At 54.7% G+C, this 13,827-nt stretch carries 14 protein-coding genes; 10 read left to right on the top strand and 4 right to left on the bottom strand.

The annotated features are described in order from the left end of the window. Window positions 1-74 precede the first annotated feature (74 nt). Complete coding sequence (gene rnz / locus AC6I8A_RS18410; RefSeq protein ID WP_256697732.1) at window positions 75-986, top strand: ribonuclease Z; 912 nt, start codon at window positions 75-77, stop codon at window positions 984-986. Here rnz and AC6I8A_RS18405 read toward each other — a convergent pair. Beyond that, a complete protein-coding gene (locus AC6I8A_RS18405; RefSeq protein WP_497818876.1) occupies window positions 983-1,795 on the bottom strand; it encodes a CPBP family intramembrane glutamic endopeptidase in 813 nt (270 codons plus the stop codon). The genes rnz and AC6I8A_RS18405 overlap by 4 nt on opposite strands. Window positions 1,796-1,834: 39 nt before the next feature. After that, complete coding sequence (locus tag AC6I8A_RS18400; protein WP_007889903.1) at window positions 1,835-2,677, bottom strand: 23S rRNA (adenine(2030)-N(6))-methyltransferase RlmJ; 843 nt, start codon at window positions 2,675-2,677, stop codon at window positions 1,835-1,837. A 331-nt stretch (window positions 2,678-3,008) separates the two neighbouring features. Here AC6I8A_RS18400 and AC6I8A_RS18395 point away from each other — a divergent pair, with 331 nt between their 5' ends. From AC6I8A_RS18395 to rsmJ, 4 genes are all read left to right on the top strand, one after another. Then, entirely contained in the window at window positions 3,009-3,458 is a 450-nt protein-coding gene (locus AC6I8A_RS18395; protein ID WP_256697730.1) for a YuaE family lipoprotein, read from the top strand. Window positions 3,459-3,585: 127 nt separating this feature from the next. Next, entirely contained in the window at window positions 3,586-4,560 is a 975-nt protein-coding gene (locus AC6I8A_RS18390) for an FKBP-type peptidyl-prolyl cis-trans isomerase N-terminal domain-containing protein (protein ID WP_256697729.1), read from the top strand. A 140-nt stretch (window positions 4,561-4,700) separates the two neighbouring features. Beyond that, complete coding sequence (gene prlC, locus AC6I8A_RS18385; protein WP_110867662.1) at window positions 4,701-6,743, top strand: oligopeptidase A; 2,043 nt, start codon at window positions 4,701-4,703, stop codon at window positions 6,741-6,743. An 8-nt stretch (window positions 6,744-6,751) separates the two neighbouring features. Then, the gene (gene rsmJ / locus AC6I8A_RS18380; protein WP_479404666.1) at window positions 6,752-7,501 is read left to right on the top strand and encodes a 16S rRNA (guanine(1516)-N(2))-methyltransferase RsmJ; all 750 of its coding nucleotides are present in this window, start codon (window positions 6,752-6,754) and stop codon (window positions 7,499-7,501) included. A 45-nt stretch (window positions 7,502-7,546) separates the two neighbouring features. Here the strand turns inward: rsmJ and uspA are convergent, their stop codons facing one another. Continuing rightward, a complete protein-coding gene (gene uspA / locus AC6I8A_RS18375; protein WP_007889892.1) occupies window positions 7,547-7,984 on the bottom strand; it encodes a universal stress protein UspA in 438 nt (145 codons plus the stop codon). A 418-nt stretch (window positions 7,985-8,402) separates the two neighbouring features. Between uspA and uspB the strand changes: the two genes are divergently transcribed. Then, on the top strand, window positions 8,403-8,738 hold the full coding sequence (gene uspB / locus AC6I8A_RS18370) for a universal stress protein UspB (RefSeq protein WP_008108136.1): 336 nt from the start codon (window positions 8,403-8,405) through the stop codon (window positions 8,736-8,738). A gap of 44 nt (window positions 8,739-8,782) precedes the next feature. Here uspB and pitA read toward each other — a convergent pair whose 3' ends face one another. Further along, entirely contained in the window at window positions 8,783-10,282 is a 1,500-nt protein-coding gene (pitA, locus tag AC6I8A_RS18365) for an inorganic phosphate transporter PitA (RefSeq protein ID WP_265302759.1), read from the bottom strand. A 242-nt stretch (window positions 10,283-10,524) separates the two neighbouring features. On the opposite strand from pitA, the gene AC6I8A_RS18360 reads away from it, so the two are divergent. From AC6I8A_RS18360 to AC6I8A_RS18345, 4 genes are all read left to right on the top strand, one after another. Further along, entirely contained in the window at window positions 10,525-11,709 is a 1,185-nt protein-coding gene (locus AC6I8A_RS18360; protein WP_293792209.1) for a BaiN/RdsA family NAD(P)/FAD-dependent oxidoreductase, read from the top strand. Between the two features lie 50 nt (window positions 11,710-11,759). Beyond that, window positions 11,760-12,107 (top strand): hypothetical protein, encoded by a 348-nt coding sequence (locus tag AC6I8A_RS18355; protein WP_256697724.1) that lies wholly within the window; start codon window positions 11,760-11,762, stop codon window positions 12,105-12,107. Window positions 12,108-12,373: 266 nt separating this feature from the next. After that, window positions 12,374-12,856: a CCDC90 family protein gene (locus AC6I8A_RS18350; RefSeq protein WP_479489101.1), complete on the top strand. Its 483-nt coding sequence runs from the start codon at window positions 12,374-12,376 to the stop codon at window positions 12,854-12,856. A gap of 177 nt (window positions 12,857-13,033) precedes the next feature. Continuing rightward, window positions 13,034-13,816, top strand: coding sequence for an IclR family transcriptional regulator (locus tag AC6I8A_RS18345; protein ID WP_293792214.1), 783 nt, complete (start codon window positions 13,034-13,036; stop codon window positions 13,814-13,816). The last annotated feature ends 11 nt before the right edge of the window (window positions 13,817-13,827 follow it).

Genomic DNA, 13,827 nt, shown 5'->3' with positions numbered 1-13,827 from the left:
GATTATTGACGCAAAGATTGCACCTATGATTGTAATAGCATTGATTTTTATGTCCGATTACAGGGAAGCATAGCATGCAACTGACATTCCTCGGCACCGGCGGCGGTGCGCCCAGCCTGCAACGTAACGTCACTGCGATAGCGCTGACGCTGTCAAAACGCGGCGATACCTGGCTGTTTGACTGCGGCGAGGCGACGCAGCATCAATACATGCGTTCTGCGCTAAAGCCGGGCAAGCTGGAGAAAATCTTCATCACCCATCTGCACGGCGACCACATCTTTGGGCTGCCGGGCTTGCTTACCAGCCGCTCGATGGCCGGTATACCCGAACCAATGACTATTTACGGACCAAAAGGTATTCGCCAGTTTATCGAGACGGCGCTCAGTTTGAGTGGCTCGTACACCTCTTATCCGCTGGAAATTGTCGAGATCGAAGCCGGTTTGGTGCTGGATGACGGCGAAGTGCGCGTGACGGCCTGGCCGATGAATCATGTGATTGAGTGTTATGGCTATCGCATCGAGCAGCACGATAAACCAGGTTTCCTCGATGCGCCGCGTTTGAAGGCTGAAGGCGTACCGCGCGGGCCGTGGTACCAGGATTTGAAAGCAGGCAAGCGCATCCAGCTGGAAGATGGTCGAGAGATCAACGGCGCCGATTATCTTGGCCCGGCAACCAAAGGCAAAGTGCTGGCGATATTTGGTGATACCGCGCCAACCGAGGTGGCGCTGCAGCTGGCCGCGAATGCCGATGTGATGGTGCATGAAACCACGCTGGAGGCGGCGCTGCAGGATAAAGCCAATGGACGCGGCCACTCAACCACCCTTCAGGCCGCCGAAGTGGCGAAACAGTCGGGGGCGAAGAGGATGATCGCCACCCATTTCAGCTCGCGCTATTTGTCTAAGGATCGGGAGAAACTGCTGGCGGAGTGCCAGTCGGTGTTTGCGGCGACCGAGCTGGCACATGATTTCGCGGTGTTCGAGGTTTAGAGCTGTAGCGCCGGATAGGTGAAAAACAGCAGATGCGTCATGTTGAACAGGAAATGGATGCCGGTGGCGACCCACAGGCGTCCGCTCCACTGCCATGCGAGGCCGTAAATCAGCCCGGCGAAGGTGGCAAACACCATCAGCAGCGGCCCGCCGGGAAAATGCGACACGCCAAAAAGCAGCGAAGTCAGTAACAGCGCGGCAACGGGGCCGCCTTTCTGGCGCAGGCGCTGTTGCAGATAGCCGCGAAAGAACGCTTCTTCCGCCAGAGACACGAAGAACAGATTCGCCAGCATAAAACTGCCTAACCATTCCGGCCAGTGTGGTTCAACGGCCAGGCCACCTAACTCAACCGCGACATACAGCAGCAGCGGAATCGCCGCCAGCAGCGCCAGCCACAAGATTTTGCGTCGCGGCGGCGCGGATTTAGTGCGGAACAGCTGCGGCAAGCAGATGAGCAACACAAACGGAATCAGCGCTTTATCGAAGTTATACGAGAAGCTAAAGGGTAGGCTGAGCGGCCCGGCTTGCACATCTTCCACCTGACGCGGATTTTTGAAACCGGGGAAAAAGTGCACAAACAGGCCGATAGCGATGGCAACCAGCGCGGCTTCACTCACCAGCTGAATCCAGCGTGCGTTATTTTCCACGCGAATCCAGGCGATGACGGCAATCGCGCCGAGCAGCACCATCGCTGGCCAATCCAGCACATCTTCGAACAGCCCCAAAATAGTGGCGAGCGTGAGCAGCAGTACCGAAAAACGTTTAGCGGGCGACAGCACAGCAAGTGCGCCAGCCAGAATGATCCACATGATAATTGTCCTGATAGGCTGGCGACGTAGTCAGCGAACTTACTCTGGCACGATCTGCGTGACGCTGAAGTGACCGGTTCCGGCGGGCACCAATTTCTGATGCAGCCAGGGCAGCAGCTCTTCCATCTGCGCTTTCAGCTTCCACGGCGGGTTAATCACGATCATGCCGGAGGCCGTCATGCCGCGCTGATCGCTGTCCGGACGGACCGCCAGCTCAATCTGCAGAATGTTGCGGATATTGGTGGCCTGCAGATCTTTAACCATATGCTTGATCTGCTGACGCATCACCACTGGATACCACAGCGCAAACACGCCGGTGGCGAAACGCTTGTGACCTTCCTGAATGCCTTTTACCACATCCTGATAATCGCTTTTCATCTCATACGGCGGATCGATCAGAATCAGGCCGCGACGGCTCAGCGGCGGCAGCTTGGCTTTCAGCTGCTGATAGCCATCGCCACGCGCCACGCGCGCACGGGAATCTTTGCTGAACTCGGTGCGCAGCAGCGGATAATCGCTGGAATGCAGCTCGGTCAGCTCCATTTTGTCCTCTTCACGCAGCAGGAAGCGGGCAATCAACGGCGAACCCGGATAATACTTTAAGGTGCCGTGCGGATTGAGATTACGCACCGCCGAGAGATACGGCTTGAGCAACTCCGGCACATCCGGCTGCTGCCAGATGCGGCCAATGCCTTCCAGATATTCACCGGTACGCTCGGCGTGCTCTCCGCTCAGCAGGTAACGTCCGGCACCGGCGTGGGTATCCAGATAGAGGAAAGGTTTTTCCTTCTCCATCAGGGCGGTGAGGATCAGGCTTTCAACGGTATGTTTCAGCACGTCGGCATGGTTGCCGGCATGAAAACTGTGGCGATAACTCAGCATAAAGAAAGGGGGTCCGCGGTTGGATCAAAGGGAGTCAAAACATCGTGTGTGGCGCGATTATAGCCGCGCTGCATAAAAATTGCTGACGTTTTGGCGCGAGGCTTAAGTTTGCAAGCAACGGGTCGCTTTAGCCGATTGCGATCAAGCCTGCTTCAGGAAAGTTCGCCGTGTAATAACGCGATACTCGAAATTTCACTACAGATTAAGTAAGTTAGTTTCCGGTAGCGAAACGGTCGCGAGCGAAATGCCAGGTGTTTCTGGCAGGAAACTTTTCGGTTAAAGCCGTATAATTTTTTGCTTAAAGCATCTCAAACAACTCCTGGTGACAATAATGAAAAAAATGACTGGTGTCGCGGTGGCAACCCTGTTGGTACTGACTGGCTGCGCGAAACAACAACCCACTCATAGCTTGGTTACGCCGCCGATCGCGGAAGAGCAGCCTGCAGCGCAAAACGCGCCAGAGCAACAAGGTACGCCATTTGTGGCTTCAGCTCCGGCTCAGCCAGCGACCGCTTCATTCAGTGATGACCGTTCGAGCAATATTCAGCAGTGCCGCAAAGAGCTGGACGCGATGCGCCTTTATAGCCAGGCTTCTTATGCCAGCTATCAAGCCGAATTCCAGAAAATCGGTGCGCAGACCAATAAATATCTGCAAATTAAAGATTCAATTGGTGCGGATATTAACGATTTAGTGATGCCGCGTTATCAATTCCAGATTCGTGAATTGTGCTTCCGCATTAAGACACGTCTGTCGCAGCTGATTATTCGCCAGGCCGGTTAAACCACGCGTTTTTAACCACACTCGTTAAGTAACAGCGCGAAATTTCGCGCTGTTGATGGGCTTCATTTCTATTTAGATAATAGGGATGAGGCCTTTTGTGTTCTTAGGGCTGTTACAGGAGATTGTGATGACACAGCGTCATCTGCCGTTTGTCCTTTTCTGCACTGCATTATTATTACCTGCGTTGGCCTCTGCGGCCTCGGAAGAGGAAATGCTGCACGCCTTTGGCGATGCGGCGCGCACGCTACCTTCTGTACCAGTTCAAACTCCAAAACCGCAGCCAAAACCGGTTGCACCAAAAATAATTCAAAAGCCTGCCGCTCAGCCGGAACTCCAGACGCAGCTCAACCATCTGCGCGCGCGCGTTATCGAACTGGAAAAGCAGAAAGCCGCTCTGCAATTGAAGAACGAACAGCAGGAAAAGAGGCTACAAGCGAGCAGCGATAAACTCACCGCAGAACTTGAAACAGCGAAAAAGCAGCCCGTTGTTGCGGCGGCACCGCTCACGGATCCCAAAAGTGATGCTGAGCGCGATGGTTATATGTTGGGGCAATCCATCGCCAGCAACGCGGTGGTACAACTGCAGATGGTGAAAGATACCGGCCTCACCATCAGTCTTGAACAGCTCATTGCGGGATTTAGCACACAACTGCAAACCGGCACTTCGGTTATGAACAGTGAAGAGATGTCGCGTCGATATGCGGCAATGCAGGAAGCCATCAATAAAAATATGGGCTCGCTGATCGAGAAAGGCTACGCGCGGTTGAACAAGCAGCTCGATAAGCGCAAAAGCCTGTTAACGCAGAATGGCGTGCACTGGTTTACGGTTAAATCAGTTAATGCAAAGCTGATCCCTGAACAGCAAGTGCAGGTGAGTGTGAAAGTCAGTACGTTGAGCGGCAAAGTGATTAACGATTTTGCCGACGATAAGGTGGTGTTTGATAATACGCTGCCACCTTTACTGTATGAAGGGATGTCGTTAACGGGGACCGGCGGCGCTGTGGAAGGCTGGGCGCTGGCGAAAGATATCTTCGAGCGCGAGCCGTTGCCGCCGTGGGTGGCGCCTTACGATGTGATTCACTACCAACTCGCGATTAAATAATCTTCAGCCCGCCTTCTGGCGGGCTTTTCTTCGTTGGTCCAGGCTTAGTGGCATTGATTTTCATGCCATCAAGCCGCATGTTAGTAAAATGCGTCGCGCGAAAGTTCGCGCCACTACTTCATCATGAAAGGACTGCGCTTATGACCAATCCGTTACTCACGCCTTTTTCGCTGCCTCCGTTTTCTGCCATCAAACCTGAACATGTGGTGCCTGCGGTTACCGAAGCGCTAAATGACTGCCGCGCAGCGGTGGAACGCGTTGTGGCACAAGGCGCGCCTTATACCTGGGAAAATCTGGTGCAGCCGCTGGCTGAAGTCGACGATCGCTTAGGTCGGCTGTTCTCGCCGGTCAGTCATTTGAACTCGGTGAAAAACAGCCCGGAGCTGCGTGAAGCTTACGAGCAAACGCTGCCGTTGCTGTCCGAATACAGCACCTGGGTTGGCCAGAATGAAGGTTTGTATCAGGCGTATCGCAACCTGAAAGAGGGCGATAGCTACGCGGCGCTGGATACCGCGCAGAAGAAAGCGGTGGATAACAGCCTGCGTGATTTTGAGCTGTCCGGTATCGGCCTCGATAAAGAGAAGCAGAAGCGCTACGGCGAAATCGCGGCGCGTCTTTCTGAACTGGGTTCGACCTACAGCAACAACGTGCTCGACGCCACCATGGGCTGGAGCAAGCTGGTAACCGATGAAGCGGAACTGGCGGGCATGCCTGAAAGTGCGCTGGCCGCCGCCAAAGCACAGGCCGAAGCCAAAGAGCAACAAGGCTGGCTGCTGACGCTGGATATCCCAAGCTATCTGCCGGTCATGACGTATTGCGACAACGCCGCACTGCGTGAAGAGCTGTATCGCGCGTATTCAACGCGTGCTTCCGAACAGGGCCCGAATGCGGGCAAATGGGACAACGGTCCGGTGATGGCGGAAGAGCTGGCGCTGCGCCATGAACTCGCGCAGCTGCTGGGCTTCGACTCTTACGCTGACAAATCGCTGGCGACCAAAATGGCGGAAAATCCGGCGCAGGTGATCGACTTCCTGACCGATCTGGCGAAACGCGCTCGTCCACAAGGCGAAAAAGAGCTGGCTCAGCTGCGCGCCTTCGCGAAGAAAGAGTACGGCGTCGACGAGATGAATCCGTGGGATCTCACCTATTACGGCGAAAAACAGAAACAGCATCTCTACACCATCAGCGACGAGCAGCTGCGTCCGTACTTCCCGGAAGCGCGCGCGGTGAGTGGTTTGTTCGAGGTGGTTAAACGCATTTACGGCATCACCGCCAAAGAGCGCAAAGACGTCGATGTTTACCATCCAGACGTGCGCTTCTTCGACCTGTTCGACGAAAGCGGTGAACTGCGCGGCAGCTTCTATCTCGATCTCTATGCGCGCGAACACAAGCGTGGCGGCGCGTGGATGGACGATTGCGTCGGCCAGATGCGTAAAGCCGACGGCAGCCTGCAAAAGCCGGTGGCCTATCTCACCTGTAACTTTAACCGTCCGCTGCAGGGCAAACCGGCGCTGTTCACGCACGATGAAGTGATCACGCTGTTCCATGAATTCGGTCATGGTCTGCATCATATGCTGACGCGCATCGAAACGCCGGGCGTATCCGGTATCAGCGGTGTGCCGTGGGATGCCGTCGAGTTGCCAAGCCAGTTTATGGAAAACTGGTGCTGGGAGCCGGAAGCGCTGGCGTTTATCTCCGGCCACTACGAAACCGGCGAGCCGTTGCCGAAAGAACTGCTGGATAAAATGCTGGCGGCGAAAAACTATCAGGCGGCGCTGTTTATCCTGCGTCAACTGGAGTTCGGCCTGTTCGATTTCCGTCTGCATACCGAGTTCGATCCTGCGCAAGGCGCACGCATCCTCGAAACCCTGCGTGAAGTGAAGAAGCAGGTTGCCGTGGTGCCAAGCCCGGAATGGGGCCGTTTCCCGCACGCTTTCAGCCATGTATTTGCTGGTGGTTATGCGGCCGGTTATTACAGCTATCTGTGGGCCGACGTGCTGGCTGCCGATGCCTATTCGCGCTTCGAAGAAGAGGGCATTTTCAACCGTCAGACCGGTCAGTCGTTCCTCGACAATATCCTGACGCGTGGCGGTTCCGAAGAGCCAATGGAGCTGTTCAAACGCTTCCGTGGCCGTGAGCCGCAGCTCGATGCAATGCTGGAACACTACGGAATTCAGGGATAAGCCGGCTTGTGAAAATTGGTTTAATTGATGAAACAGGCGCCGGAGACGGCGCCTTATTACATTTAGCCGAGCGCTGGGGTTTGCAGCAGGACGATCAGGCAACGATGGCGCTGGTGTTAACCGCCGAGCACCTTGAGCTGCGTAAGCGGGATGAGCCGAAACTCGGCGGCATCTTCGTGGATTTCGTTTCGGGCGCGATGGCGCATCGGCGCAAGTTTGGCGGCGGTCGCGGCGAAGCGGTGGCGAAAGCGGTCGGCATCAAAAGCGGTTATCTGCCAGATGTGGTTGATGCGACGGCCGGTTTGGGGCGCGATGCGTTTGTGCTGGCGGCGCTGGGCTGTCGCGTGCGCATGCTGGAACGTCATCCGGTGGTCGCGGCCTTGCTGGACGATGGTTTGCGTCGCGGTTATCAGGATGCGGAGATTGGCGGCTGGCTGCGCGATCGGCTTACGCTGCTGCACGCCGTTAGCCAGCAAGCGCTGAGCGATATCACGCCAGCGCCGGATGTGGTTTATCTCGATCCGATGTATCCGCATCGCCAGAAAAGCGCGATGGTGAAGAAAGAGATGCGGGTGTTTCAGTCGCTGGTCGGTGCGGATGATGATGCTGATGCGTTGCTGGAACCGGCGCGCCGTCTGGCGAAGAAGCGCATTGTGGTGAAGCGTCCGGATTACGCGCCGCCGTTAGCGGGCGTGGTGACGCAGGATGCGGTGGTGACCAAAAGCCATCGTTTTGATATTTATCCGCCGCTGGGGTAGAGCGAGTGGTTTTGAGGAAGGTCGCCATGAATGGCGACCCTACGGTTACTCTTCGTCTTCGTCGCGCAGCGGAACAATTAACATGTCGATATGCACGGTGTTAATCAACTGGCGCGCCGATGACATCAGCTTGCTCCAGAAGTCCTGATGGTGACCACACACCACCAAATCCACATCATATTTCTTAATCGCATCCACCAGCACCTGGCCAAGATCGCCGCTGCCGCTCAGGGTTTCACTGATCGGATAACCGGCGTTAATTGACAGCTCTTTCAGCGCGGTGTGCGTCTCTTCAGAAATACGCTTCTGCATGTCGCCCAGATTGACATCAATCAGCCCGGTGTAGAGGTCTGAATAGTTCACATCAACGTGGATCAGCGAGATTTTTGCATCATAAGGACGGGCCAGCGAAACGGCTTTATCAACCAGCAACTGGCTTTCCGGGGAAAGGTCTACTGCAATCAGGATGTGTTTATAAGCCATGATAAAACTCCTTTCTCAAGATTCGGGGCAATCTTCCTGCTTTCACGGTCGGCGATTCCTTTGCGCGAGACGGCGATGAAGCGCCACCAACCAACTATTTCAGCCTTGCAGGCGGTTTTTGTTATGTCCTGAGTATAGCCAGAGTTGTTAACAAATGCTGCAAGCGCAAGTTCGCTTGTGAGGGAGATCAAGCGTTATCGGCTTTTTCACTCGCCCTGAACGAAAATCATCGCTGGAAAAAAATTCAACAGATCTCCTACACTGAAAATAAGTGCCACTGCCATATGCGTTGCGCACTCAGGTTCGCATAACAACAATGCAATCGACATCATTCAGTGGCTGGTTTATTTCCCGTGCGGCGTCTACAGCAATTCCCCGCTGCGTTCGACGTCGTTGCGGCTCCAGCCGGGAGGGGAACATGATCAGCACTATCGCGCTTTTTTGGGCTCTGTGTGTGGTTTGTCTGGTGAATATGGCGCGCTATTTCTCTTCTTTGCGCTCACTTTTGGCCGTTTTGCGCGGTTGCGATCCGCTGTTATATCAATACGTGGATGGTGCGGGTTTCTTCACGTCGCACGGGCAGCCAAGTAAGCAGGTGCGGCTGGTGCGCTATATCTGGGAGAAGCGCTATCACGATCATCATGACGACGAGTTCATTCGCCGCTGTGAGCGCGTGCGCGGACAGTTTGTGCTGACCAGCGGGCTCTGTTTTTTGGTGGTGGTGAGTTTGATTGCGATGGCGATCTGGCAATAAAAAAGGGCGACATCGCGTCGCCCTCGAATATTTCTGCGCTTTGCTTAGATCAGTTTCAGTGCAATCCAGTAGAGCGAACCCGACAGCAAAATACATACCGGCAAGGTGAACACCCACGCCATAGCGATATTTTTGATGGTGCGACTCTGCAATCCACCGCCATCGACCAGCATAGTACCGGCCACCGACGACGACAGAATGTGCGTGGTAGAAACGGGCATACCGGTGTAACTGGCCACGCCAATCGATACTGCGGCCGTCACCTGCGCCGACATCCCTTGCGCATACGTCATGCCTTTCTTACCGATTTTCTCACCAATGGTGGTGGCAACACGACGCCAGCCAATCATGGTACCGATGCCGAGCGCCAGCGCCACAGCCACAATAATCCAGATCGGTGCGTACTCAACGGTGCCCAGCAAATCGCTTTTCAGCTTGTTGAGGAAGCGCTTATCTTCCGCGCTGGTTTCCGGCAGCTTGGCCACTTTATCCACGGTATCGGAAACGCACAGCAGCAGACGACGCATCTGGCTGCGTTGATCAACCGTCAGCTGATCGTAGCTCTGCAGGTTGTTAAGCAGCAGCTGCGCACGATCGATAGCCTGCAGCGCACGGCTGCTGTCGCAATGGAACTCCTGCGGACCGCCAAGCGATTCATCCGGCGTTGGCACCACAGGCGGCGCCAGCTGCATCATGTGCGTCAGCGACTCGTTGTGCTGCTGATAATACTGCTCCAGATGATTGACGGCATCGCGGGTGCGGGTGATGTCATAACCTGATGCATTCAGGTTCACCACAAATCCCGCCGGCGCGACGCCAATCAGCACCAGCATAATCAAGCCAATGCCTTTCTGACCATCGTTAGCGCCGTGTGAGTAGCTCACGCCAATCGCGGAAACGATCAAGGCAATGCGCGTCCAGAACGGAGGCTTTTTCTTGCCATCAATCTTTTCACGGTCAGCAGGCGTCATATGGATGCGTGAACGTTTGGTGGTTCCGCTCCAGTAGCGACGCAGGATAAAGATCAGACCGCCTGCAATCACCAGACCTACAATCGGTGAAAGAATCAGGGACATGAAGATATTGATGACTTTCGGCAGGTTGAGCGCATCAACCACCGAGGTGCCGGTCATCAGGGCGTTGGTGAGACCAATACCGATGATAGCGCCAATCAATGTGTGAGAACTGGAGGCGGGCAAACCCAAATACCAGGTGCCGAGGTTCCAGATAATCGCGGCCAGCAGCATGGAGAAGACCATAGCCAGGCCGTGGGCCGAACCGACATTCAACAGTAAATCGGTCGGAAGCATGTGAACGATGGCGTACGCCACGCTCAATCCACCAAGCAAAACACCTAAGAAGTTGAAAACACCCGCCATGACAACCGCCAGTTGCGCCCGCATCGCACGGGTATAAATGACAGTCGCGACCGCGTTAGCAGTGTCGTGAAAACCGTTGATTGCTTCGTAAAACAATACAAACAGCAGAGCAAGAATCAGTAACAGGCTGGTACTGAGGTCGAGACCAGCAAACAGATGTAGCATAAACGTTACGCCATTTTGGGAGGACATGAACGCGGCGCATTATCTGCGACAACGTGCGCGATATGAAAGAAAAATATAGCTCTTTATTGTCTTAAAATTGTAATGCAGCGTATAGATTTAGCTGAAAACGGCTAAAAATTAGTGAGTTACATTATGACACATTTACGGCATTTTTTTGAAGCTGGCGCTAAAAGCCGCAAATCCCTACAATCAGCGCCTTTCGGGCAAGGCGGATAAAAGCAGTGGAAAAGTTTGACGTTATCATTATTGGGGCAGGCGCAGCCGGCATGTTCTGCGCGGCGCAGGCGGGACAATTGGGTCGTCGCGTATTGCTGCTGGATAACGGCAAAAAAGCCGGTCGCAAGATATTGATGTCGGGTGGCGGTCGCTGCAACTTCACCAACATGCATACCGAGCCCGCTGCGTACCTGTCGCACAACCCGCATTTCTGTAAATCGGCGCTGGCGCGTTACAACCAGTGGGATTTCATCGATCTGGTCAATCGTCACGGCATTGCGTATCACGAGAAAACGCTGGGACAATTATTCTGCGATGACTCCGCGCAGCAGATTGTCGATTTGCTACTGAAAGAGTGTGATGCCGGGCAGGTGACGCTGCGACTGCGCAGTGAAGTGCTGAGCGTCGAGCGCGACGACAGCGGCTATACCTTACAGCTGAACGGTACTTCGGTGCAGGCTGAAAAATTGGTGATCGCCAGCGGCGGGCTCTCGATGCCGGGCCTCGGCGCCACGCCGTTTGGCTACAAAGTGGCGGAGCAGTTCGGCCTGAAAGTGTTCCCGACGCGCGCGGCATTGGTGCCGTTCACGCTGCATAAACCGCTGCTGGAACAGCTCAACACGCTGTCGGGCGTCGCGCTGCCCACCACCATCACCGCGCAGGATGGCACCTTATTTAAAGAGGCGATGCTGTTTACCCATCGCGGCTTATCGGGCCCTGCGGTGCTGCAAATCTCCAGCTACTGGCAGCCGGGCGAATTCGTCACCATTGATTTATCACCCGCCACCTCGCTGGATGATTTCATTCATGTGCAGCGCGAAGCGCATCCCAACCTTAGCCTGAAAAACAGCCTGGCGAAAATTCTGCCAAAACGTTTGGTTGAGGTGCTGCAGGAGCTGAAGCAGATTCCTGACGTCACGCTGAAGCAGCTGAACAGCAAGCAGCAGGGCGAGCTGGTTAATATGCTGCATCAGTGGCGCGTACAGCCGAACGGCACTGAAGGTTATCGCACTGCCGAAGTGACGTTGGGCGGCGTTGACACCACCCAGCTGTCATCAAAAACCATGGAAGCGCGCGATGTGCCTGGCTTATTCTTTATCGGCGAAGTGGTGGACGTTACCGGCTGGCTGGGCGGTTACAACTTCCAGTGGGCATGGAGCTCGGCCTGGGCGTGCGCGCAGGCACTTTAATTCACGTCGCTATCATGGCGCGCTTCACTCTTCAGCGGATAAACCTATTCATGTTAAAACTCAAATACATTGTGCCTTTGCTGATCGTCATCAGTGCTGTGGTTTGGTGGCTGATGCCGCACTACAGCGATGAGGATAAAGGTTATTACATCGCCATGTTCTGTACGCTGACTCACGATGGGCGCGGCAATGCTCCGCAAGATATGCAGCAGATTATTGAAGGCAGTAATTCCGATTACGCATTGCAGAAGGTGCATTTCCAGCAAGGCCTGGCAGAGCATCTGCAAACGGTTTGGCAGGATTTGTCGCCGCAACAGCAGCAGCAAGCGCGGCAGGAAAGTTTATCCTGCCGCCGGTTGATGTCTGAGAAATTGCTACCGGGCCAGCCGGTTCAGTGATCATTGCACTGGCAGCGTAAGCCTCTACAGCTTTGCTGCCATTTCAAGAAGCAACTCAACACCTCCCCGCTGCAATATCGCAAAACTTTTCGCGGCAGATCCTGACGTCAATTTTGCGAGATGCCCGCATCCGTCTGAACGTTACTTGTTGTACTAATTGATATTTTTCGCAATGCCGCGCAAAATATCAACACTTACATGGCGCAACAATCGCTCGCTGAGGAAGATGTCGGCTTATGCCTCACCTCAACTCAAGAGCTTCACGGATGACACTCGCGATGATGAATACACACAAAGCTTTTAAAGCACTGCAGCTGGCCGGCGTCAGCGATCAGCAAGCCAAAGCCATGGTCGAGATCTTTACCGAAATGCAGCAGGACAATGCGTTATCTCGTGCCGATTTGATGAAGGCCGGAGAAGGCATTACAGGGAGTATTAAAGAACTGGATGTTCGACTTACTGGTGCGATTAAAGAGCTAGATGACCGGCTAAGTGGCGCTATTAGGAAGCTGGATGATCGGCTTAGTGGTGCTATCAGGGAGCTTAATGTTCGGCTTACTGGTGCTATTAAAGATCTCGATTTTCGCTTAAGTGGCGCGATTAAGGACATTGACGAACTAAAAGCTGACGTCAAACAACTCAAAGCGGATGTTGCCGCGCTGAAAACCGATATGCGCTGGATAAAGCGTTTGTTAATGGTGATGACCACTACGATGGTGATTGCAGCCATCAAATACATTTTCTCTTAAATTTCCTGATTCTGCGCTGCGAGTACAGCCGACTGTACTTGCAGCGCGGCGCGATTCACATTCCCGCACACGCGCTGCCGCCAGACGCACTGTGCGCCACGTAATTTGAAGCGGCGCACACTTCTCAGAGGTTAAAACCACAACACTGCGCTCCAGATCATCAGACTGGAGTCCAGCATGTTGGAAATTACGCCTGTCCCGGCGCTGACGCGCGCCATTGCGATTCTCGACTTTATTGCCCAGCACGGACCGTGCAGTGCCGCCGAGATCATTGAAACGCTGGCGCTTCCCAAAAGCAGCGCCTATCTGCTGTTCGCTGAACTGAAAAAACAGCGTCTGATCACCATTGATCGCAACAACAACTACTGCTTGTGGACGCGGCTGGTGGAATTTGCCGGTCACGCGTTGCAGCACATGGATATCCGCGATATCGCGCGTCCACGTCTGACGCGCTTAATGCAGCACACCAATCTGTTGTGCCACCTCGGCATCCTCGATGGCGGCCACGCCTGTTACATCCTCAAACTCGAATCTGCCGCCACCATCAGCGTGCGCTCGCACGAAGGGAAAAGCCTGTCGCTCTATCGCTCGGGCATTGGCAAATGTTTACTGGCCTGGCAACGGCCTGAAGAGCAGGAACGTATTATCAGCGGCCTGCGCTTTGTGGCGGTGACGCCAACCTCGCTGCGCAATGCCGACGCGCTGCGCACTGAGCTGGCACGCATTCGCCGTCAGGGCTGGAGCTTTGATAACGGCGAAGATTATCCCGATGTGCGCTGCGTTGCCGCGCCGATTTTCAATGCCCGCCAGCAGTTAGTCGCTGCCATTTCTCTGGTGGGTACCCGACTCGAGATTGACGACGACAAACGCGATTACCTTGCTGGTCAGGTGATTGCCTGCGCCCGCGATATTTCCCGTCTGCTGGGCTGGCGTAGCCCGGCGGAAAAGCACGCCTCATAACCAGGAGAAGA

The organism is Pantoea sp. X-Soil-ISGK-275 (assembly GCF_059730795.1).
Note: the sequence above shows the minus strand (reverse complement) of the source record. Positions and strands in the feature narration are given on the sequence as shown.

Coding starts and splice junctions, on each gene's coding strand:
- uspA (WP_007889892.1), bottom strand. CDS start 7,984: ATGGCTTATAAACACATCCTGATTGCAGTAGACCTTTCCCCGGAAAGC.
- rnz (WP_256697732.1), top strand. CDS start 75: ATGCAACTGACATTCCTCGGCACCGGCGGCGGTGCGCCCAGCCTGCAA.
- AC6I8A_RS18400 (WP_007889903.1), bottom strand. CDS start 2,677: ATGCTGAGTTATCGCCACAGTTTTCATGCCGGCAACCATGCCGACGTG.
- AC6I8A_RS18405 (WP_497818876.1), bottom strand. CDS start 1,795: ATGTGGATCATTCTGGCTGGCGCACTTGCTGTGCTGTCGCCCGCTAAA.
- AC6I8A_RS18355 (WP_256697724.1), top strand. CDS start 11,760: ATGTTAAAACTCAAATACATTGTGCCTTTGCTGATCGTCATCAGTGCT.
- prlC (WP_110867662.1), top strand. CDS start 4,701: ATGACCAATCCGTTACTCACGCCTTTTTCGCTGCCTCCGTTTTCTGCC.
- pitA (WP_265302759.1), bottom strand. CDS start 10,282: ATGCTACATCTGTTTGCTGGTCTCGACCTCAGTACCAGCCTGTTACTG.
- AC6I8A_RS18390 (WP_256697729.1), top strand. CDS start 3,586: ATGACACAGCGTCATCTGCCGTTTGTCCTTTTCTGCACTGCATTATTA.
- AC6I8A_RS18395 (WP_256697730.1), top strand. CDS start 3,009: ATGAAAAAAATGACTGGTGTCGCGGTGGCAACCCTGTTGGTACTGACT.
- uspB (WP_008108136.1), top strand. CDS start 8,403: ATGATCAGCACTATCGCGCTTTTTTGGGCTCTGTGTGTGGTTTGTCTG.
- AC6I8A_RS18350 (WP_479489101.1), top strand. CDS start 12,374: ATGACACTCGCGATGATGAATACACACAAAGCTTTTAAAGCACTGCAG.
- AC6I8A_RS18345 (WP_293792214.1), top strand. CDS start 13,034: ATGTTGGAAATTACGCCTGTCCCGGCGCTGACGCGCGCCATTGCGATT.